This window comes from Komarekiella delphini-convector SJRDD-AB1 (assembly GCF_014831675.1).
Lineage (GTDB): Bacteria > Cyanobacteriota > Cyanobacteriia > Cyanobacteriales > Nostocaceae > Komarekiella.
Genome location: NZ_VJXY01000009.1, coordinates 46,279 through 67,748 on the forward strand (window position 1 = coordinate 46,279; position 21,470 = coordinate 67,748).

17 protein-coding genes are annotated in these 21,470 nt (G+C 42.9%); 13 read left to right on the top strand and 4 right to left on the bottom strand.

The features are described from left to right. Positions 1–3 precede the first annotated feature (3 nt). From tkt to FNW02_RS10540, 3 genes are all read left to right on the top strand, one after another. Positions 4–2,031, top strand: a complete 2,028-nt coding sequence (gene tkt, locus FNW02_RS10530; RefSeq protein ID WP_191757495.1) for a transketolase — start codon at positions 4–6, stop codon at positions 2,029–2,031. Between the two features lie 124 nt (positions 2,032–2,155). Continuing rightward, positions 2,156–2,449: a hypothetical protein gene (locus FNW02_RS10535; RefSeq protein ID WP_191757496.1), complete on the top strand. Its 294-nt coding sequence runs from the start codon at positions 2,156–2,158 to the stop codon at positions 2,447–2,449. Positions 2,450–2,454: 5 nt separating this feature from the next. Then, complete coding sequence (locus tag FNW02_RS10540; RefSeq protein ID WP_191757497.1) at positions 2,455–2,865, top strand: PIN domain-containing protein; 411 nt, start codon at positions 2,455–2,457, stop codon at positions 2,863–2,865. Positions 2,866–2,928: 63 nt separating this feature from the next. On the opposite strand, the gene FNW02_RS10545 is transcribed toward FNW02_RS10540, so the two are convergent. After that, positions 2,929–3,810: an SMP-30/gluconolactonase/LRE family protein gene (locus FNW02_RS10545; RefSeq protein ID WP_191757498.1), complete on the bottom strand. Its 882-nt coding sequence runs from the start codon at positions 3,808–3,810 to the stop codon at positions 2,929–2,931. A 231-nt stretch (positions 3,811–4,041) separates the two neighbouring features. Here FNW02_RS10545 and FNW02_RS10550 point away from each other — a divergent pair, with 231 nt between their 5' ends. Further along, positions 4,042–4,767, top strand: coding sequence for a Uma2 family endonuclease (locus FNW02_RS10550; protein ID WP_191757499.1), 726 nt, complete (start codon positions 4,042–4,044; stop codon positions 4,765–4,767). A 62-nt stretch (positions 4,768–4,829) separates the two neighbouring features. On the opposite strand, the gene FNW02_RS10555 is transcribed toward FNW02_RS10550, so the two are convergent. Further along, positions 4,830–5,768 carry an NAD-dependent epimerase/dehydratase family protein gene (locus FNW02_RS10555; protein WP_191757500.1) on the bottom strand — a complete coding sequence of 313 codons (939 nt, stop codon included), beginning with the start codon at positions 5,766–5,768 and terminating at the stop codon, positions 4,830–4,832. A 303-nt stretch (positions 5,769–6,071) separates the two neighbouring features. On the opposite strand from FNW02_RS10555, the gene FNW02_RS10560 reads away from it, so the two are divergent. From FNW02_RS10560 to FNW02_RS10585, 6 genes are all read left to right on the top strand, one after another. Then, positions 6,072–7,214 carry a glycosyltransferase gene (locus tag FNW02_RS10560; RefSeq protein WP_191757501.1) on the top strand — a complete coding sequence of 381 codons (1,143 nt, stop codon included), beginning with the start codon at positions 6,072–6,074 and terminating at the stop codon, positions 7,212–7,214. 112 nt (positions 7,215–7,326) lie between these two features. Further along, positions 7,327–8,058: an undecaprenyl-phosphate galactose phosphotransferase family protein gene (locus FNW02_RS10565; RefSeq protein WP_191757625.1), complete on the top strand. Its 732-nt coding sequence runs from the start codon at positions 7,327–7,329 to the stop codon at positions 8,056–8,058. Positions 8,059–8,485: 427 nt separating this feature from the next. Next, positions 8,486–9,565, top strand: a complete 1,080-nt coding sequence (gene gmd / locus FNW02_RS10570; RefSeq protein ID WP_191757502.1) for a GDP-mannose 4,6-dehydratase — start codon at positions 8,486–8,488, stop codon at positions 9,563–9,565. A gap of 23 nt (positions 9,566–9,588) precedes the next feature. Then, positions 9,589–10,533, top strand: a complete 945-nt coding sequence (locus FNW02_RS10575) for a GDP-L-fucose synthase family protein (RefSeq protein WP_191757503.1) — start codon at positions 9,589–9,591, stop codon at positions 10,531–10,533. 70 nt (positions 10,534–10,603) lie between these two features. After that, positions 10,604–11,176, top strand: a complete 573-nt coding sequence (locus FNW02_RS10580; protein ID WP_191757504.1) for a 5-formyltetrahydrofolate cyclo-ligase — start codon at positions 10,604–10,606, stop codon at positions 11,174–11,176. Positions 11,177–11,460: 284 nt separating this feature from the next. Beyond that, positions 11,461–12,303, top strand: coding sequence for a carbohydrate ABC transporter permease (locus tag FNW02_RS10585; protein ID WP_191757505.1), 843 nt, complete (start codon positions 11,461–11,463; stop codon positions 12,301–12,303). 220 nt (positions 12,304–12,523) lie between these two features. Here FNW02_RS10585 and FNW02_RS10590 read toward each other — a convergent pair whose 3' ends face one another. Both FNW02_RS10590 and FNW02_RS10595 read right to left on the bottom strand, forming a co-directional pair. Further along, positions 12,524–13,231 carry a sugar transferase gene (locus tag FNW02_RS10590; RefSeq protein WP_191757506.1) on the bottom strand — a complete coding sequence of 236 codons (708 nt, stop codon included), beginning with the start codon at positions 13,229–13,231 and terminating at the stop codon, positions 12,524–12,526. A 278-nt stretch (positions 13,232–13,509) separates the two neighbouring features. Further along, the gene (locus FNW02_RS10595; RefSeq protein ID WP_191757507.1) at positions 13,510–17,547 is read right to left on the bottom strand and encodes a hypothetical protein; all 4,038 of its coding nucleotides are present in this window, start codon (positions 17,545–17,547) and stop codon (positions 13,510–13,512) included. 1,055 nt (positions 17,548–18,602) lie between these two features. Here FNW02_RS10595 and FNW02_RS10600 point away from each other — a divergent pair. From FNW02_RS10600 to FNW02_RS10610, 3 genes are all read left to right on the top strand, one after another. Further along, a complete protein-coding gene (locus FNW02_RS10600; protein ID WP_191757508.1) occupies positions 18,603–19,304 on the top strand; it encodes a Crp/Fnr family transcriptional regulator in 702 nt (233 codons plus the stop codon). A 14-nt stretch (positions 19,305–19,318) separates the two neighbouring features. Then, on the top strand, positions 19,319–20,059 hold the full coding sequence (locus FNW02_RS10605) for a DUF2232 domain-containing protein (protein ID WP_191757509.1): 741 nt from the start codon (positions 19,319–19,321) through the stop codon (positions 20,057–20,059). Between the two features lie 152 nt (positions 20,060–20,211). Then, positions 20,212–21,459, top strand: a complete 1,248-nt coding sequence (locus FNW02_RS10610; RefSeq protein ID WP_191757510.1) for a nicotinate-nucleotide--dimethylbenzimidazole phosphoribosyltransferase — start codon at positions 20,212–20,214, stop codon at positions 21,457–21,459. Positions 21,460–21,470 lie beyond the last annotated feature (11 nt).

The window sequence follows — 21,470 nt, forward strand, 5'->3', positions numbered from 1 at the left end:
ATTATGACTGTTGCAACCCAATCCCTCAAAGAACTTTCCCTCGAAGAACTTTGTATTAACTCGATTCGCTTCTTGGCTATTGATGCCGTAGAAAAGGCAAAATCGGGACACCCAGGACTGCCGATGGGCGCGGCTCCGATGGCTTTTGTACTTTGGGATCGCTTTATGCGATTTAACCCCAAAAATCCCAAATGGTTTAACCGCGATCGCTTTGTCTTGTCTGCCGGTCATGGCTCCATGTTGCAGTATGCCCTGCTCTACTTGACAGGCTTCGACAGCGTATCGATTGAAGATATTAAGCAATTCCGTCAGTGGGAATCCAAAACCCCCGGACACCCCGAAAACTTCATGACCCCAGGTGTAGAAGTCACTACAGGCCCACTAGGTCAAGGAATTGCTAATGGAGTCGGTTTGGCAATGGCGGAAGCACACCTTGCCGCAAAATTCAACAAACCCGATGCTAAAATTGTTGATCACTACACCTACGTAATTTTAGGTGATGGTTGCAACATGGAAGGAGTTTCCGGTGAAGCTGCTTCTTTCGCGGGACACTTGGGATTAGGCAAACTCATCGCTCTGTACGACGACAACCATATCTCCATTGATGGTTCCACAGATGTGGCATTCACTGAAGATGTTTCCAAGCGGTTTGAAGCTTATGGTTGGCACGTTCTGCATGTCAAAGATGGCAACACAGACTTGGCGGCAATTGAAAAGGCGATCGCCGAAGCAAAAGCCGTTACTGATAAACCAACCATGATTAAGGTAACAACCACCATTGGTTACGGTTCACCCAACAAGCAAAATACTGCTGGTGTACACGGCGCTGCTCTGGGTACGGACGAAGTTGCCTTGACTCGCAAAGAACTAAAGTGGGAACATGAGCCTTTTGTAATTCCACAAGACGCACTCAACCACATGCATAAAGCAGTAGAGCGCGGCGCAGACTACGAAACTGAGTGGAACAAGACATTTAGCGACTACAAAGCGAAATATCCCCAAGAAGCGGCTGAATTTGAACGTTACATTAGCGGCAAACTCCCCGACGGTTGGGATAAAGTACTACCCACTTACACCCCCGAAGACAAAGGACTACCCACCCGTAAACACTCGGAAACCTGTCTCAATAAACTAGCGACGGTTTTACCTGAGTTAATTGGTGGTTCGGCTGACTTAACCCACTCCAACCTTACCGAAGTCAAGGGCAAAGGCGACTTCCAAAAGGGGCAGTACCAAAACCCCAACATCCACTTTGGTGTACGGGAACACGGAATGGGCGCAATCTGTAATGGTATAGCGCTCCATAGTTCGGGATTAATTCCCTACGGTGCTACCTTTTTGATCTTCACAGATTACATGCGTGCTGCTATCCGCTTATCCGCCTTGTCTCAAGCCGGCGTGATTTGGGTAATGACCCACGACTCCATTGGGCAAGGTGAAGATGGCCCGACACACCAACCGATTGAAACGCTAGCTTCCCTGCGAGCCATTCCCAATTTAACGGTAATTCGCCCCGCAGACGGAAACGAATCTTCTGGCGCTTACAAAGTAGCAATTGAGAAGGCGAAACAAAACGCTCCTACATTGTTAGCGTTCACTCGTCAAAATGTCCCGAACTTGGCAGGTACGTCGATTGAAGGCGTAGCAAAGGGTGGCTACACAGTAGTGGATAGCCAAGGTACGCCTGATATCATCCTAATTGGCACTGGTTCAGAATTGAGCCTCTGTGTCAACGCAGCTGAGAAACTCACGGCTGAGGGTAAGAAAGTTCGTGTCGTCTCCATGCCCTCGACTGATTTGTTTGATGCACAGGATGCAGCTTATAAAGAGTCTATTCTACCTAAAGCTGTCACCAAGCGCCTGTCTGTAGAAGCTGCCGCTAGTTTTGGTTGGCACAAATATATAGGTATTGAAGGCGACACTGTTAGTATTGATCGCTTTGGTGCTTCGGCTCCAGGCGGTGTTTGTCTAGAGAAGTTTGGCTTTAGCGTTGATAATGTGTTAGCTAAGGCAAAACAATTGTTGGGTTAATAGCAACGGAATATTCTCTTATTTTGTAGGGTGGGCTGAAAAGTCCACTCTTTTTTTAACGCAGAGGTTCGTTAAGGAGGATTGTTTATAATTGGGGTAATTAGTTGATTAATCAGAGAAAATCATGCCAGAAGTTGCTAATTATCATCAAGAACTCTTTAACCGGATCTCACCAATTGTTGAGAAGTTGATTGAAGGTAATAGTTTATATCAACTCAAGTTAAACCAACGAGAAATGATAGAAATGTTAGTAGAACTATTTGGGCAGTTCTCTGCTGAAGAAATGAGAGCTATTACCGAGCATGAACTAACACGTAGAATTGATAAGATTCTTGTCTTAGAGGCTGTTTCTGGTACGTTAAATGATTTGACGCCAGAGCAAATCAAAATGTACGATGAAGCAGTAAAACGAAAATAGATCAAGTGACTTATTTATTAGATACAAATGTTGTTAGTTACATTTTGAGGAGAAATGCAACTGTTGGTAGGAAACTACGGGATGCTAATCGTTCGGGACAAGAAGTGTTTATTAGTTGCATAACTTATTATGAAGTTAAAAGAGGGCTTTTGTATGCAAATGCTACGAGGCAGTTAGCAGAATTTAATCAGTTTTATAGAAAGTATGAAATTTTATTCTTGAATGATATAGAAATTATTGAGAGAGCCTGCGAAATTCATGTGAATTTACAACGCAGAGGTTTGATGATACAAGAACAAGATATATTGATAGCGGCTACAGCGATCGCACGCGGTTTAATTTTAGTTTCTAATGACTCTGACTTGCTCAGAGTTCAGGGTATTAATTTAGAAAATTGGGCAAGAATAGAATATTGAGTTTGGACTGGTAAATAAATACTATTGGAGCAATATCTGACTTAGCTAGCTCCATTGATTTAATTATTTAAAATTATAGGCAGGCAATCCAGTAACATCAGTTTGGAGAGCAAACACATCACCAGAGTAGAAACTTTTTTCGATTTCCGCTTGGCTGAGTCCAACTGAGGCTGTGGTAATGTAAAGCGTCTGCAAATCCTCGCCTCCAAAGGTGCAGCTTGTTGGCAACTGTACAGGTAGCTTGATCCGCAATATCTCCTCACCTTGAGGATTGAAACGAATTACACACCAACCATCCCACATCGCTGACCAGATATGTCCTTGACTGTCTATCGTTAACCCATCGGGATAAAAAGACTCACCAGTTAAATCAACAAAAATACGGCGATCGCTTATACTGCCCGTTGCTAAATTAAAATCATAAGCATATATCTTTTGCTGGGGAGAATCGGTCAAGTAAAATGTCTTTTGATCAGGACTCCATCCCAAACCATTAGAGATAGTTAATCCTGTTTCCATTACATGTAAAGAGCCATCCGGGTCATAGCGATAAAGGCTAGCCTGCGGTTGTTCCAAAGAATGCATTGAGCCGAACCAAAAACGACCTTGAGAGTCGCATTTCCCATCGTTGAAACGGTTATCCGGCAAATCTGCTTCAATTTCAAGGATAGGAGTTACTACACCTGTCTGAGTGTTGAGGAAAGCTAGGTGATGACGCAGCGCCATAATCAATCGATTTTTACCTGCTATGGCGATCGCTCCTACCACATCCCCCACATCAAAAAAGGTATTATTTCCTGTGGCAGGATGGAATTGATGCACCCGATGGTTATAGATATCGACCCAGTAAAGCAACTTCTGGGTTGCATCCCAAATGGGGACTTCACCCAAACGAGCACGCGCTTCTAAAACATTATGGAGTGGATATTGTAAAATCTCGGTCATTTTATTAACAGATAATAATTTTAGTGACATTTACACAATTCATTAACAACAGGTCAACAGGTGTTCTTCACCAATCAACTGGGATTGCTAGATTCAATAGTTAGAAAAACCTTGTGATTTGAGCAATACAGAGGAAAATAACACAATCACTCTACAGTAAAAAATAAAGACACGAGCGATCGCGTCTTCCGCAGGTATAAGAAAAAATCTTTCTTTGAACTTTTAACTTTTATGTATCAAACAGATCCTCCTCGTCCTGCCAAAGAAGTCCTACCTACCATGTATGATCTTCCAAGTGAAGATCCCAAGGAGCCAGGCTTGCCCGATCAGTTTCATCTTTGGCAACCTCGTCTGTTGGAAGAAACGTTTTTTCCACCCAACTATCCACCAGACCAAGTATTTGTTGCCAGTGACTTAAACCTCTATTACGACCCTCAGCATACACTGTGGTACAAACGCCCAGACTGGTTTGCTGCTGTAGGAGTTTCGCGTCTTTACGAACAGCAGAACTTGCGTCTAAGTTATGTCATTTGGCAAGAAGGAGTTGCTCCCTTTGTTGCGATAGAACTACTGTCTCCTGGGACTGAAAAAGAAGATTTAGGACAAACCCTACGGGAAATTAACCAACCGCCGACGAAGTGGGAAGTTTATGAGCGGATTTTGCGGGTTCCTTACTACATTGTGTTTGACCGCTACACTGACAAACTACAAGCATTCCAACTGGTTGCAGACCGTTACAGCGAGTTGAACTTAAGTACACCACGGGTATGGATGCCTGGTTTGCAACTGGGCTTAGGACTGTGGCAAGGTTCTTACCAAGGGATTGAGCGATTGTGGCTACGCTGGTACGATGCGGCTGGGAATTGGGTTCCTACTCCACTAGAAGAGAAAAACCAAAGGATTGAGCAATTAACGACACAACTACGAGAGTTGGGCATTAATCCCAATGAGTTATGAGGGTGCGATACTCGCATCATTAGGGGCACAATATTGTTAGTTGTGCCCTGATTATGTATGGCTTACAAAGCTTGCAAAATCTCTTTATCCACAGAGAAATCCACATCAGTCTGATCTCGCCCAGAAGCCAAATAATCATTCTCCAATGAGTCTTGTAACCCAGAAATCAAGTCATACTCTGGTTGCCAACCCAATTCTGTAATGGCTTTATTTACCGAAGCAAAGAAATGCTGTACGCGCATTGGAAAAGCTTTGCGCTTGCCGAAATCAAACTTTTTCGGATCATAGTGGACAATTTTCACAGCATCAGGTGATTTGCCAGCAGCAATAGCACAGGCACGGGCTAAACCATCAAAAGTGACAAAGCGATCGCCGGAGACGTTGTAAATCTGTCCAACTGCTCGTTCATTGTCCAAAACTTGAGTCATTGCCTTCGCCAAGTCTTTCACATGACCTAGCTGAGTAATATGTAATCCATTAGCAGGAATAGGAATTGGGCGATCGCGCACAATTCTGTCAAAAAACCAGCTTTCTAACTCATTATAATTACGGGGCCCATAAATGTAGGTAGGACGAATGGAGGTAAAGGGTAATCCCAATTGCGTTAAATAAGCTTCTGTTTCATGTTTGCCTCGATGACGGCTTTTAGGATCGACGGTATCGCCTTCTACATGGGGTAATTGATCAGATTTTAGATATACTCCCGCAGAACTCATATATACAAAATGTTGTACGCGCTCTTGAAAAATTTCTGCTAGTGGTTGAGTATCAGTAAGTTCCCGTCCGTTATTGTCAAAAATGACATCAAAGTTTTCTTGTGATAACTTTTCCTTTAGTTGAGTTGCGTCAGTGCGATCGCCTGTGATTTGTCCTACTCCTGGCAAGGAAGGTGCTGGACGATTGCCACGATTGAACAGTACCACCTCGTGTCCTTGTTCCACTAGTAATTGAGTCAGGTAGACACCAATGAACCGAGTGCCACCCATAATCAGAATTCGCATAAATTCCCAGTTCCTATTATCAGTTGTCAGGGGTACTAAGGATTGGGGACACTTAAGAGGGGAAAAGGTTAAAGGGGAAGAGGATATTTTTTCCCTTTCCCCATTACCCCTTTCCCCGAGACCGCAGTGGCTCCCCTATGCCCTAATTTGAGGTTATCAGGTTACAGATCCCTCTGGAACCTCTAAGGGGAGGATTACGTCTGAGAGTTAATCTGGGGCGCTTCCCATTCACTAATCACAACGGGAAACTTTTCAGTTAACCTCATAAATTACCTAAGTGTTTTCCATCTATTCAAGTTAGCTGTGCCCTTGAAATATGCTTTGGTTCATGAGTGGCTAACGCCTAAAGCCACCGGCGGTTCAGAACTCGTTGTACGGGAAATCTTGAATCACATCAATGCTGATTTGTATGCCCTCATCGACTTTGAATCCAGTAATCCTGAAAGTTATTTATATAAGCGTCAGATTGGTAAGACGTTTCTCCAACACTTTCCCTACGCCCGCAAAGGTGTACAAAAATATTTGCCTTTGTGGCCGTTGGCGATTGAACAACTGGATTTGCGGCAGTATGACGTAATTCTGTCTTCATCCCATGCTGTTGCTAAAGGAATCCTCACCACTTCTGAGCAGTTGCATATTTGCTACTGTCACAGCCCTATGCGCTACGCCTGGGACTTGACTTTTGATTATCTGCGCCACAGTAAACTGGGTAGTGGTTTACCTGGGTGGGTAACGCGATACTTATTGCATCGTTTGCGCCAATGGGATGTATTAAGTGCGAATCGCGTTGATTACTTTATTGCCAATTCCCAGTATACATCTCGTCGGATTTGGCGTTGCTATCGGCGAGAAGCAACAGTCATCTACCCACCAGTGAATGTTGAGGAATTTCCATTTTCATCTCAGAAAGAGGATTTTTACCTCATAGTTTCCCGGCTAGTGAGTTACAAACAAGTATCTTTGATTGTCAAAGCTTTTAATCAACTAAAACGACCATTGATCGTAATTGGTACAGGAGATGAAATGAACCAAATTCGCAAGATAGCAAATCCTAATATTCAAATACTAGGATGGCAACCCGATAATGTGGTAAAAAAATATATGGCTAATGCCCAGGCGTTTGTATATGCAGCTTGTGAAGATTTTGGCATTGCCCTAGTAGAGGCGCAAGCTTGTGGAACTCCAGTGATTGCTTATGGTGCAGGAGGTGCTCTAGAAACTGTGCGAGATATTCGTTCCTGTGGGGATACAGGAACTGGTATATTTTTCAGAAAGCAAACAGAGGAAGCTTTAGTTGCAGCAGTGGAAAAGTTTGAAATGCATAAGGGTTTGTTCAATCCTGAGTATATACAATCGCACGCCGCGCAGTTTTCGCCACAAATCTTTGCAGAACGCTACCTAGATTTTTTAGAAAAGTGCAACGCAAAAAGACCTTCCTGGGAGTGATGGTCTAGATTTGTTTATTTGTTTTGTAGGCTTTTGGCAATTTACCTCCAGAAGCACCTCCTTTTGGCTTTAAGATTGGGACTATGTGTGGTGTGGATTGTTAAGGAGTATGATGACTGCCCAGAGCTCACTCCTCTCCGGCAAGCGATCGCGTACTTTCTTAAAACGTGGTCAAAAAACTAAGACGCCTAGGGTTAAACCCAAAGGTTTGTCTTTTCAGGGTTTAAACGGAGAGTTTGCCAAGCGACTGTTCGATATAGTGTTTTCGTTGTTGGTGTTGATTTTGTTCCTCCCCATTTATTTAATCTTGGCCTTGCTAATTGCTTTAAGCTCAGAAGGCCCGATTTTTTACGTCCAGGAACGGGTCGGCAAAAACTACAAACGCTTTAATTGTATTAAATTCCGCACAATGGTGAGCAATGCCGATGAAGTTCTCATACAAATGATGGAAACATCCCCTCAACTGCGGCAAGAATTTGAAACCAGTTTTAAGCTCAAGCAAGATCCCAGAATTACAAAAATTGGTCGATTTTTGCGAATTACTAGCTTAGACGAATTTCCTCAGTTCTGGAACGTTTTAAAAGGGGATATGAGTGTTGTCGGCCCAAGACCCTTAGTAGCGGAAGAACTACCAAAATACGGTTGTCACATCGAAGAGATTTTGACAATTCGTCCGGGAATCACTGGCTTGTGGCAAGTGTCTGGGCGTAATGATATTCCATATCCTCGGAGAGTCCAAATAGACCTGCATTATGTCAAATTTAGGAATCTTTGGCTCGATTTATGGATTATCTTGAAAACCATCGATGTGGTCATTATGCCCAAAAATAACGGAGCATACTGAGAAACTACTTAGGGTGATTTTGTGGGGCAGTTAATGCCCCAAAGGATAATGATTATTTAGCAACTGAGCTGAGACACAAGTCTATTTACGTACGTGTTTTCCTTTTAAATACACATAAGTCTTTCTTCTAGTAACAAAATAACCTCTGGTCAATCTAAATACCAATTTATTCAGCCTTCACAAAAACCCAAGCTGTATAAAGTTTCGGCAAAGATTAAAAAATTATACACAATCTCTAAAGAATCTTTATTTAACTTGGGTAAGGATTACTTGTTAAAGTACTTTTGATTAAGTATATTTATTTACGTAAAGTTCTGATATCAACTAGAACTCGTATGTTTCCCATTAGGCAATTTAGCAATTAACTGCTAGGTTGTATCAGATTGACTGTAACTTTTTTATCGAAGACAACAAGGGATAATTGAGCATGACGCAACAGAAGCGAGCGTTGATTACTGGTATTACCGGTCAAGATGGTTCATATCTGAGTGAGTTTTTGCTAGAGCAAGGTTATGAAGTTCATGGCATAATTCGCCGAACTTCTACCTTCAATACAGACCGCATTGATCACATCTACGAAGATCCTCATAAAGAAGGTGTGCGGTTGTTTCTTCACTACGGTGACTTGACGGATGGTACAACGCTGCGCCGTATTTTAGAAGAAGTTCAGCCAACAGAAATTTACAACCTGGGCGCTCAATCCCATGTCAGAGTTAGCTTTGATTCACCAGAATACACGGTGGATGCAGTAGGAATGGGAACACTGCGTTTATTAGAAGCAATTCGGGACTATCAAGGACGTACTGGAATTCAAGTGCGGTTTTATCAAGCGGGTTCTTCGGAAATGTATGGTTTGGTACAAGCAGTACCTCAAAGCGAGACAACACCATTTTATCCCCGCAGTCCTTACGCTTGTGCTAAAGTTTACGCCCACTGGCAAACAATAAACTATCGCGAATCTTATGGTTTATTTGCTTGTAATGGCATCCTTTTCAACCATGAATCGCCACGACGAGGTGAAACCTTTGTTACCCGCAAAATTACTAGAGCAGTAGCCAGAATTGTTGCAGGGAAGCAGAAAAAAATCTTCATGGGTAATCTTGACGCCAAGCGAGATTGGGGCTATGCGAAGGATTACGTTAGAGCAATGTGGCTGATGTTGCAGCAAGAGCAGCCAGACGATTACGTAATTGCTACCGGTGAAACTCATTCAGTGAAGGAGTTTCTGGAACTGGCATTTGGTTATGTGAATCTTAATTGGCAAGATTATGTAGAGTTTGATGAACGGTATCTTCGTCCATCTGAAGTAGACTTGCTGATTGGCGATCCTACCAAGGCACAGCAGAAGTTAGGCTGGAAACCGTCAGTAACTTTTAAAGAACTAGTTGCTCTGATGGTGGAAGCAGATTTACAGGCTTTGGGTCACACTTTACCCAATGGGAATGGTTCGCAATTTCCACATGATATTGCTACAACTCGTCAAGAACTGGGCGCTCTCCACTTTTGATTCACACTGCTGAGGATAACAATATGACTGCCTTAGAACTACAAAGTAAACGGATTCTCGTGACCGGTGGAGCGGGGTTTTTAGGTCGTCAGGTGATAGATCAGCTGTGTAAGGCAGGGGCCGACCATGACAAGATTACAATACCGCGATCGCGCCAGTGTGATATACGTGTGTGGGAAAATTGCCAACGTGCAGTTGACCAGCAAGACATAATTATTCATCTAGCTGCTCACGTCGGCGGTATTGGTCTTAACCGTGAAAAACCCGCAGAGTTATTCTACGATAACTTGATCATGGGAACCCAGCTAATTCATGCTGCCTATCAAGCTGGAGTAGAAAAATTTGTCTGTGTTGGCACAATCTGCGCTTATCCCAAATTCACCCCTGTGCCATTCAAAGAAGATGACCTGTGGAATGGCTACCCGGAGGAAACCAACGCTCCTTATGGAATTGCTAAGAAAGCGCTTTTAGTCCAATTGCAATCTTACCGCCAGCAGTACGGTTTTAATGGCATTTATCTGTTGCCAGTGAATTTATACGGCCCAGAAGATAACTTTGATACCGGAAGTTCCCACGTCATTCCAGCGTTGATTCGTAAAGTTCACGAAGCCCAAATTAAAGGAGAAAAGCAGCTCCCAGTTTGGGGTGATGGCAGTCCTACTCGTGAGTTTTTATACTCAGAGGACGCAGCACGAGGAATTGTCATGGGTACTCAATTTTACAACGACTTGGAACCAGTTAACTTGGGCACGGGTTATGAAATCTCCATCCGCGATTTAATTACACTCATCTGCGAACTGATGGAGTTTGATGGCGAAATTGTTTGGCAAACTGACAAGCCTAATGGTCAACCCCGTCGTTGTTTAGATACTGAACGGGCAAAGCAAGCCTTTAACTTCACTGCACAGGTGAGTTTCCAGCAAGGCTTAAAGAATACGATTGAATGGTATCGTCAACACGCTGCATAACAAATCATTATTGTAGGGTGGTGTAAGGTGGGCGATGCCCACCTTATTTGCTTTGACAACGTAAATTTTTATGGACAACATTGATCGTCAATTCAGTAAAGCGGAATTACGCCGTAATCTGCTCCAAACACGTCAATCAATGCCCGTCCGAGAGTGGAGAGAAAAAAGCGATCGCATCTGCTCTAATCTGCAAACTTCTGTTTTATTCACTCAAGCAAAAACAATACTTGTTTATTTCAGCTTTCGTCAAGAACCTGACCTTAGCCCATTATTTGCAGATACGAACTACCGTTGGGGTTTTCCTCGCTGTGTTGGTAAGTCCCTTCATTGGCATATTTGGACATCTGAAGATTCTGTGCAAACTGGTGCTTATGGAATTAACGAACCCCATCCCAACGCTCCAAAAATCGAGCCTGTTGATGTGGATTTGATTCTTGTTCCCTGTGTTGCTTGCGACTATCAAGGATATCGCCTGGGCTATGGAGGAGGATATTATGATCGCTTACTCAGTTTATCGGAGTGGTTAACAAAGCCAACCATAGGAATTGTATTTGATTTTGCCTATTTACCTCAATTACCTATCGAACCTTGGGATAAACCGTTAAAAAATGTTTTTACTGAAACTGGCTGGGTTAACTCTTAAAAGCTATTGGTCTTGCATAACAGTTATAAAAAGGTGTCGGGAAAACCCATTTCTTCTAGAGATGGGATGAAAGACGCCCCGACGCCGTTGACAGTTGACAGTTGACGGTTAACAGTCAATAGTCAACGTGAAATCTCATTCCCTTTTAGGAGTTGGATGAGCTTAATTTTCAATCTCATCGCACACCAAACATACCTCATCTTTTAATTAATTGCACAATACATCCAATAGACATAAGAAGACATCCAATAGACATAAGAAGTAAAATCCGCAAATTTAGTCAGATGGTTAATTCTAAGATCCAAAATTCACGACTGCAAATTTTTGGAATGTACGCACTACTGGGAGCGATCGCACTAGTAACGCTGTTTCCATTACTGTGGCTAATCAGCACAGCCTTAAAATCGCCAACGGAAAATATATTGCAGTCTCCACCGCAGTTGCTACCAAGTCAACCCACGCTTGATAACTTCTCTGGAGTGTGGAACTCTCTGCCTTTTGGACAATACTTGTATAACAGTACCATAGTATCCATGCTGACTGTTGGTTTGAATTTACTATTTTGCGCTTTAGCTGCGTACCCGTTAGCAAGACTATCGTTTGTAGGGCGAGACTGGATTTTTATTGCGATCGTTTCTACGATTATGATTCCTTTCCAGATTGTGATGATTCCCCTCTACATTTTGACGGTGCAGTTGGGTTTGAGAAATACTTATTTGGGGATGATTTTTCCTAGCTTAGCTTCTGCCTTTGGCATTTTTCTATTGCGGCAAGCTTTTATGAGTGTTCCTAAAGAAATAGAAGAAGCTGCCCGTATGGATGGCAGTTCTGAGTTAGGCTTGTGGTGGCATGTGATGTTACCAGCAATTCGCCCAGCACTAGTTACCCTAGCTATTTTTGTATTTATTGGCGCTTGGAGTGATTTTTTGTGGCCTTTAATCGTTATTCAAGATGAAAATTTATACACTCTACCTTTAGGAGTAGCAAAGCTGGCAGGTACGTTTTCTCTTGACTGGCGATTGGTAGCCGCTGGCTCAATAATTTCGATCGCCCCAGTATTGTTACTATTTTTGTTTTTGCAGCGTTACATCGTACCCACTGAAACTGGTAGCGGGGTCAAAGGCTAAATTTCCTTTCTGCTCTAAAAACTATCTGCTAAGTATTTTAGTGCGTATCAAGGGAGCGGATTTCGATACCTCATAATACTAAGGATAGGTTTGACTGCTGAACAAGTTTTTCAAGCCGCATTAGGAGAATAGTAGACAAAATCAAGCGTAACCAAGACAATCAAAACAGGAAATTAGAAGCTCCCGCTAACCATTTAGGTATAACGGGAGATAAGCTTAATTAATAAGCACCATTCTTTTTTAAGACTACCCAGATAGTTTTAAGAATCAGACTCAGATCGTAAGCTACAGACCACTTGCGCTGATAAGCTATATCCATGCTGACAATGGTTTCAAAGTCTTTGATGCTGGAACGACCATGAGCTTGCCATTCTCCGGTTATGCCTGGTTTGACTCGCAATCTTTCCCAATGGTGCGGTTCATAATGCATAACTTCATCAGGAGTGGGTGGTCGAGTACCAACTAAACTCATGTCTCCCACCAAAACATTCCAAAATTGGGGTAATTCGTCCAAGCTAGTGCGGCGTAAAAATTTGCCTACAGGAGTAATACGAGGATCGTCAACAGATTTAAAGATGTGACCTTTGGCTTGGTTTTTGACTAAATGCTTGAGTTTATCAGCACCGACGATCATGGAACGGAATTTCCACATGCGGAAGGATCTTCCATGCAGACCGCAGCGAATTTGAGAATAAAATATTGGGCCTGGATCTTTAAAAAGTGTAGCGATCGCTACAGGAATTGCTACTATAACTGTGATACTCAGCCCGACAATGGCTCCCAGAATATCAATTAATCGTTTTGTAGTGCTGACGGTTGAGGGGTGTAAAGGCTGTTGTAAGAGATTAACTGAATGAAGATGATTCACAAGTGCTAACTGATCCACAACAGGGCTTTTTGTGTCAGTAGTAAAAGTAGACATAGACATAATCTTTATTCGGTTTTTACTTGTTTTGTCGTTTCTACTGAGTTTCTACTGAGTGTTAATATAGACAATATTTAAACCAGCTAAAAATTGAAACCCTAAAGTTTACAGAATCTTACAATTAAAGTGGGGATTTTAAATTTCTGGTTTTATTTCTTAAAATAAAAACAACAAATGTTAATATAACGCGCAAACTTAAAGTAAACATTAGTTTTACTGGCAAGACTGCGCGTTGTGGTATGCATATTTCTTGAAGATTAAGCTGTCCTGAGACATTATTCTTAATGATCAACCTCTAAAACGAAATTCACCGTATAAGGTTCCTCCAATGACTGTTGATTACTAGCTTTGATCATATCTAGATAGTGACGCAAACAAAGTAGTTGTTGCGAATTCGGACGATAGGTGAGACTTCCTTGTTTATCAAAAAGTGGTGCATTGGCGATCGCCTTGTAGTCAGAATTTCCCTGAGAACTGTGGGTAAGCCAGGTTGAGTCGATCACCGAAGGTATCAAACCTGGAGGTAGTTCACCCTCCAAGAAAGCCAATAGACGTTGCTGACAAGTACGGGTATTAATGCCACGGCTCTCGAATAACTGGATAATTTCACCGAAAGATAGAGGTCTGTCTGGTAGAAGCCGCAGCAATTCTGTAAACAGGAAATAATCAGTATACTGTTGCCTGGGTATTTCTAAAACCTGGGGATGCAGAGGTAGCATCGCCAAACCATAAGCAACCTGGCTACAACTGGGAGCGCCATTTTCGCCAAGATATAAATCTTGAATAATCTTAGCGTTGGGGAGTTTTTGCCGTAGCCAACGGTTCACCGTTACTACAGAAGTTACGCCACCAGTCAGGATAGCTTGATTAATTGCTTCTGTAGGTATACCACGAGCTACCAATAATTTATTAAATTCTCGGTTCAAGCGGCGGACAAACGGGATAAACACCTGGCTTTCTAAGTCTCGTCGCTGCAAAATCCACCGCTGATCGGCTAATTCCAGGGTAAAAGAATCTTGATGTTGCAAAATTAGCTTCAGAGCAAGCGCTGCATCCAATACCGCTTGTCCTAAAAGCGAACTCTCTAGACGCTGCTGGAGACGAATGCGAGCAGTGATATCTGGTTCCCCAACTCTAGGTAATTCTAATTCTTCCAACCCCAAACTATGCCAGCGCATTTGGTCTAAACCAGGAATAGCTGGTTGCCACTGCCAAGGGTTACTGCTAATAGTTTTGCTATCACCTTGTGTTTCTATGCGTGATTGCCGAGATTTTGGTGGTAATAACAGTTGGCAGATAATGTCTTGCTCAATTCCTTTACCAGCATAGGCAAAACTGTGGAGCATAAAATCATTATGTGTCAATTGCACCAGTTTTTCTGGTAAATCTACCAGTAACATTTCTGTTGCAGTTGCCCCAATATTAATCACGAGGGTGTTACCGACAAGAGGCTGTTCACTGGTTCTTGCCAGACGTAAACCCTGACGCTCACTTAATTGTACTTGTTCACCCTTAGCGCTATCTAGTTGCGGTAGTAGACTAGCGATCGCTTCCTCAACAAAAAAGACTTGTTGGGGATGTTGAATGAGTTTGCTAGTTAATACAGCTTCTCGCACATTGAAGCGATATTGTTCCGACCAGTTAGATGGACAGGTGCAGATCACACCAGCAATGTTATTAATAATCTTCGGGAAAGTTTGTTCGTTGATACCAACAGCAGCCGCAACTAAACCAGGGGTGGTACTAGTGCGATCAGATCTGAGAGTTAATAGCAGCTTCGAGAGCGATCTGACAACCCAAATTAAAGGGCCAGCAGAAAATTCATTTAGTTGCAACACAGGTTCCCATTTTTGCTGTTCACTCTTGTAGGGAATGGCTACTTGCAAATAGGGTTTCAACTGTGCTGAGTAAAGATTATTGGTTGGATCTGGTGCTGAAATAGTAGTTGAGTCAGGGACTTTCTCCTGAGCAACAGCCGCGGGTGCAGTCTGTTCCTGTGCTTCAATGCTTTCATTATCTCCATGAGGTACAGAAGCCGCAGGCAGATAAACCTCTGCTGGTAAGCGAAACGACTGCTGGAAGGAAGTTGTTCCTGGTTGTTTTTCTGCTGACCAGTAGATAGGATACACAACAAAAGTGGAACTATTTAACAGTGCTGCTGAAATTCCAGTTGTACCCAAATCAATTCCTAAATACCAAACTGATTCTAGAACATTGAGTGAAATTTCTGTATTATTTATTGAGTTGGAAATTGAACTTGAAGAACTTTCCTGGACAGGATTTGTGACTTGCTTTTTTTTTTCAGTTTTTGAGCTAATGTCTAAGTTAGCTTTTGTTTGAGGCTCTGCCACGTAAGACACAGCAGGAGTTACAGAATTTTCTGGTGGTTGTATTTCTGGCAATAATTGCCTGGATTGAGATGCAGCTTGAGGAGAAGTTGAGCGGTGCGTATCTTGCTTACCAACTACTTCCTGAGAACTATCTAAGGTAGTGGCAGGTTGTGATTCAGAATTTAGTTGCCGATCAAAGTTAGCCAAATCTTGATCTAATTGCTCCAACTGCTGTTCATTCAAGGAAATATTGGGTAAAGAAGGAGTCTGAGTTTCCTTAGAAGAAAGCAAATTTTCGTGTGGCGAAGCGGGAATGTAATAATCTAAAAAGTGTTCTTGAGTGTCATCGTGTACGACTTCCGATGTGGCGATTGGCATCGCAATTCCCGTTGATTCTGTAATTACTGAATTATTCACAGAAGATGATACTTCCGGCTGTTGTTGCTCACTGCCTGCATCCGCCAATAAATCAGTCAGAGTTGTAATTGTATCAGTAATAGATGGCTGAACACGGAGTTGCACAGGTAAACTGTCTATTGGCAAAACCTCTTCTTGTGGCAAGGTAAAGAAACCAACAGGTGTAGCTAAGACAGTATCCTCTTCAAACAATGACTCTTGTGGCTGTGATGATGTTGTGGCTTGTACTGGTTCCTCTTGAGTTTCTTCTGGTTTAGGGTTGTTTAGCTCTAAAAAACCCGCCTCTGGCAGATCAGACCAAGGATCTGGCATTACAACCGCAGAATCCGCTTGTTGCAATTGATTAGTTGGAGGTTGAGGTGAGCTTTCAGCGATATTCAACGCCGATGGCGAGCCTGCAACATCGCCAGTACCAAATAAACTGGCATAAAGTTGGTCTACTTCATCACCTAACTCAAAATTATCTTGCTGTAATTCAGTTGAGTTTGGATCAGATCCAGACGAGTCTACACCAAGTTGCAGTAGTACAGCATCTAGATCCTCTATATTGGCAGTATCCTGTTGATCGGAATTAATTACGAGAGGAGATATTTCTAGTTGAGCAAACTCTGAAGCTTGGGGTACAACCTCAGTACTGCTAGTAGTTGGTATTGCTACTGAATTAATTAATGATGGTGATGGAATTGGTATTTCAGCTTCTAAACTGGGGAAAGATGGTTGGATAGAGGATTGTTGCTGCAAATACTGGGTTAAATTGTTGAGAAAGTTCGCCATCAATTGTTCGCCTTGCACTCCTTTGCTATGCATTCTTGCTAGTGCTTGCGATAAAGATTCGTGATATGTATTAATGTTGCGCTGTAGTGCCTCAAAAACAACATTTACAGTCCCATCTAGTGATAGTAAGCGTTGATCTAGCTCTCTGGACAACTGTGTTAACCGTTCGATGCGATCTGGTGACTCTAACAAAGGTTGTGTCGCGGAGGTTGTTAGTTCTACGTTCGCGCTATTACTTGCTTTTGAGGAACTGGGAGAATTTATTAAATTTTGTGCTAAATGTGGTGTTATTGGCACAAGACGAGTCATGAGTACCTGTAAAAACTCGGTAATCATCTGCTCCTGTTTTGCCAACTGCTGTGCTAAAGAGTAGTTTTGCGATCGCCTCTGCTCTAACTGTCTAATTTCTTGGACAAGAGTTGCTCGCTCTTGCAACAATCCTTCTAATTCTGTTCGCAAGGGCTGTATTAATCCTGAAAATTCACTTTTTAATTGTTCTGCTCCAAGACTGTTCTGCTGTTGATCAGGTTCATCTAACAGTGAAGACTGGTTGTTACCTTGGTCGATAAATCTCGCTAACAAAGGCGATACTAGCTGTCCAGAGGACTGATTTGGAGTGGCGCTTTCTAATGCCTCACTTTCTTGTAGCTTAACTAGGAATTCGCGAATTCGTTGTAAAACTTCTTTAGGCTCTTGCGCCTGACCAGACAGCAACCTAGATAGGCGCTTACCACCGCTGGCAAGTAAGTTGTCAATGTCTGCGATCAGTTGTTGAGTTTCATCTGCGCGGAAAGTCACTTTAAATCACCTTAGCTAGAACTGTACGTCAACCAGTGTGGGAATTACTTTACAATTACCGTTCGCGTAGCGTCTCCGATAGGAGAAGTTTTGAGTGGTAAAAGCGCTTCTTTTATGGCCGAAGCTGCGCTTAGCTTGCTTTGACCTAGGGGTACAGAGCTGTTTCACCGCTGCTTAGACTTCTGACTGCCATTATGTTAACGATTCATGGGAGTCGTAGTAATCGTTAATCAACATCTGGTTTAGAAGATTAGCTTGACAGCTAATTGTATGAGAATACACACAATATTCCGCGGTTCCGCTAGCGCGATAGTTTACACGGCACTGTGTTCTTTTACTAAATAGCCAATGTTACAACCACACGGACTTAATAGCATAAAACATAGAAAAAAATGCAACAATCAAGCAAACTGCCTTTATTGATGAACACTGGAATCTCAATACCAAATCGACAACCTCAGTAAATACTACTTTGATGGTTACTAAGCTAAATAGTATACCTATAAACCAAGTAATGCTGAGTATCTCATCAGTACTGAGAAGTCAACTGCATGGGCGAAGAGAAGTCTGATGGTCTGCATTACTATTGCCGAGAGGCACATAGTGCTTAGAACTTTAGTGGCTTCGCTCCTTACTTAGCACAGGCTGCGCTAACAATACGGGCTAAACGCCCCGCTACGCTAACAGCACTGTTTCGGTAATTAGATAGCAAAATGGTTTATTTTACTTAGTTCTCTATTACTGATAACCGCTAAAATACGTGAGCAAAAATTTACTAGCTTGAGTATCATTGATTTTGTCTGTCTATATTTTAAATAACCAAATTTGCAGTGCAGCTACCCCCTTAGAAATACTTCAGCGGCTCATAAACTACTTTTTGCAAAACTTTGACTTCTTTGTAAACCCATAAAAGGTTATTTAGAAAAACGTTCTTGTCGCTTTCTTGTGTAGCATAGTTTAGTTTTATTTTTGAAAGAGGCTGTGCTTTGATAGCTTAGGCTGAAGATGGTGCTCTTGTTTTTTATGTATATAGCCGCTTAAATAAAGATGTTGTAATGGAAGACCGATATAGCTTGCAGGCACCCGCTAATCCTTGGATGATCACGTCGGCTCCCTTTTTCCAAGGGTTGCCCGAAGCTGTTGTGGAACCAGCCCTGACCCATCTTGTTACCCGTACTCACCCAGCTAATCAAGTAATTCTGCTGGAAAATGACTGGGGTGGTTCTGTGTATTTTATTGGGGATGGATGGGTCAAAATTCGCACATACAACATGGAAGGCAAAGAGGTAACGCTGAATATTCTCGGTAAGGGGGAATTATTTGGTGAAATGGCGGCGTTAGATGAAGTACCTCGATCTACCGATGTAATTACTCTTACTCCTACGGTGATTGGTAGTATGCCTGCTCAAGATTTTGTCAAGTTACTTCAAATAGAACCCTTGGCGGGAGTCCGATTATCGCAACTGATGGCACGACGTTTGCGGCAAGTAAATCGCCGCTTGCGGTTACGAGAATCTGATAGCCAGTCGCGGGTGGCAGATACATTACTATTTTTGGCAGAAGGTCAAGGAAAAAAAGGGGATACAGGCACCGAAATTCCTAATTTACCTCACCGGGAATTAAGTAGTTTGAGTGGATTGGCGCGGGAAACAGTGACACGAGTATTGACAAGACTGGAAAAAAAAGGGTTGATTAAACGGGATCAGGACACTATTTGTATTCCCGATTTGTCAGCCTTGGAAAGAATGATCGTTTAACAACTTGTCATAATATGAGCATTTTAGATTCTTTGCCAGATGAGCCGGAGGAAGATCTATCACCTGAATCTCAAGCTTCCCTAAATCAATGGTCAGATACACAAGCGCAGTTGATGCATCCCCAATTAAAATCTGATGCGCCCTTGAGGATGGTGGAAACAGCATTTTTAGCTAGTACTGCTAGCTTGATTTGGTTTATTAATTTCTATTTTCCGTTGGGCCCATTGTTGCGGATCTTTTTTCCAGTACCGATCGCTCTAGTTTATCTGCGTTGGGGTAAACGAGCGGCATGGATGGCAGCACTCACCTCTGGGCTGCTGCTAGCAGTACTTATGGGGCCATTTCGGAGTTTGTTATTTATTATGCCTTATGGGTTTATGGGCGTGCTTTTGGGAGCAACGTGGTATCGTCGCCGTGTTCCCTGGATTGTTTCCATCATTTTGGGTACGCTGCTGGGTACTTTGGGAGTCTTTTTCCGGCTGTGGTTACTGTCTGTATTGTCGGGTGAAGACTTGTGGATTTATTTGATTACCCAAGTAACAGAATTCATCGAGTGGATATTTTTAAAGCTGGGTTTACTAGCAAGTCCCAGTGTATTTTTAATTCAAGTAGGAGCGATCGCTGTAATCATACTCAACAACTTTGTCTACCTGTTTGTGGTACATCTGGCAGCATGGCTACTTTTTGATCGTCTGGGAAATCCCATTCCGCGCCCGCCAAATTGGGTACAAGTCCTCATGGATTATGAAGGTTAGTCCAAAGTCAAGATGGCTGTTCATCTTTGGGTCTTAGTGCCTTGGTAGTGAAAAATTTACTTTTGAACCACTAAGGCGCAAAGACACCAAGAAAAATATATTACGCCTTAAAAGGGCTAGAGTAGTTAACTTTGACCCTTGACCCTTAACTTATGATTCGTATTTATACCCAAATAGAACAAGGTGAAGAATGGCTGCAACGGCATCGCGGTTGTGTACCTGTATTTACCTGCGTTTTAGGTTTTACTGAAACTGGTTTGATTCCAGGAATTTCGGCAGCTGGTCGAACGCCCGAAGATCGCAAATATACTGCTTGTGCTGATGCCGAGTTTTTGTATTACGGTTCGGAACGAAAGCCTCAATATCCCCTTCCACCTCTGGCGGCGGGGGCTTCGCCTGTGCTGATTTCTCGCGCTGTTGTTGAGGCATTCAAGATACCAGTTTATTTATTTAATGCTGGTTTACCCCAACCTCCTGCTGTGCCAGCAATTGATTTGGGTGGCACTCCTGCTAGGTGTTTAAGTAAAGGCGTTGCTATGGAATTAACAACGGTACGCCATTTGTTAGAGCAAGGATTACTGTGGGGAGAACGTCTTGCTGGCAATATTCAACAGGGATATTTGATTTTAGGTGAGTGCGTCGTTGGAGGCACTACAACCGCTCTAGCAATTTTAACTGGCTTGGGCATAGAGGCAGCGGGAAAAGTCAATAGTAGCCACCCTGTTTGTAATCACGCGCAAAAGTGGGCGCTAGTACAAGCGGGGTTGGAGAGGATAAGGGGGAGAGGGGAAGCAGGGAAAGCAGGGGGAGCAGCAAGAGAAGTTGCCAGGAGGGTTTCCCTCCAAGCAAACTTCGGGGAAGCAAAAGTAATATCTTCTTTATCCCCCTTATCTCCTTCGTCTTTCTCAATTGATCCTTTAGAACTGGTCGCCGCAGTAGGCGATCCGATGCAAGTGGTGGTAGCGGGGATGGCGATCGCTGCTAGTCGCAGTTGTGGCGTTTTGCTGGCTGGCGGGACGCAAATGCTGGCGGTTTATGCTTTGATGAGTGCGATCGCTCAAGCTTACTCTTTATCATGGCAACCAACAGAAGTAATCGTAGGTACAACCCGCTGGGTAGCAGAAGACCTGACTGGTAGTACGGTTGATTTAGCCCTCAGCTTAGCTAAAAGTAGCCTCACTCAAAGTGGAGGAACTCCTCCCCTATTAGCAACTCAACTGAGTTTTGCTGATTCTCGTTATTCTCAATTCCAAGCTTATGAGCAGGGTTTTGTGAAAGAAGGTATGGGCGCTGGAGCCGCTTGCATAGCTGCCCATCTCAGCTACGATTGGCAGCAAAATCAACTTTTGGCTGCCATTGAAAACCAATTTGAGCGTTTATGCTTAGTCAATAGCCAATAACAAAACTACCG

Coding starts and splice junctions, on each gene's coding strand:
- FNW02_RS10605 (WP_191757509.1), top strand. CDS start 19,319: ATGAGCATTTTAGATTCTTTGCCAGATGAGCCGGAGGAAGATCTATCA.
- FNW02_RS10580 (WP_191757504.1), top strand. CDS start 10,604: ATGGACAACATTGATCGTCAATTCAGTAAAGCGGAATTACGCCGTAAT.
- FNW02_RS10555 (WP_191757500.1), bottom strand. CDS start 5,768: ATGCGAATTCTGATTATGGGTGGCACTCGGTTCATTGGTGTCTACCTG.
- FNW02_RS10565 (WP_191757625.1), top strand. CDS start 7,327: ATGACTGCCCAGAGCTCACTCCTCTCCGGCAAGCGATCGCGTACTTTC.
- FNW02_RS10590 (WP_191757506.1), bottom strand. CDS start 13,231: ATGTCTATGTCTACTTTTACTACTGACACAAAAAGCCCTGTTGTGGAT.
- FNW02_RS10535 (WP_191757496.1), top strand. CDS start 2,156: ATGCCAGAAGTTGCTAATTATCATCAAGAACTCTTTAACCGGATCTCA.
- gmd (WP_191757502.1), top strand. CDS start 8,486: ATGACGCAACAGAAGCGAGCGTTGATTACTGGTATTACCGGTCAAGAT.
- FNW02_RS10585 (WP_191757505.1), top strand. CDS start 11,461: ATGGTTAATTCTAAGATCCAAAATTCACGACTGCAAATTTTTGGAATG.
- FNW02_RS10600 (WP_191757508.1), top strand. CDS start 18,603: ATGGAAGACCGATATAGCTTGCAGGCACCCGCTAATCCTTGGATGATC.
- FNW02_RS10545 (WP_191757498.1), bottom strand. CDS start 3,810: ATGACCGAGATTTTACAATATCCACTCCATAATGTTTTAGAAGCGCGT.
- FNW02_RS10550 (WP_191757499.1), top strand. CDS start 4,042: ATGTATCAAACAGATCCTCCTCGTCCTGCCAAAGAAGTCCTACCTACC.
- tkt (WP_191757495.1), top strand. CDS start 4: ATGACTGTTGCAACCCAATCCCTCAAAGAACTTTCCCTCGAAGAACTT.
- FNW02_RS10610 (WP_191757510.1), top strand. CDS start 20,212: ATGATTCGTATTTATACCCAAATAGAACAAGGTGAAGAATGGCTGCAA.
- FNW02_RS10575 (WP_191757503.1), top strand. CDS start 9,589: ATGACTGCCTTAGAACTACAAAGTAAACGGATTCTCGTGACCGGTGGA.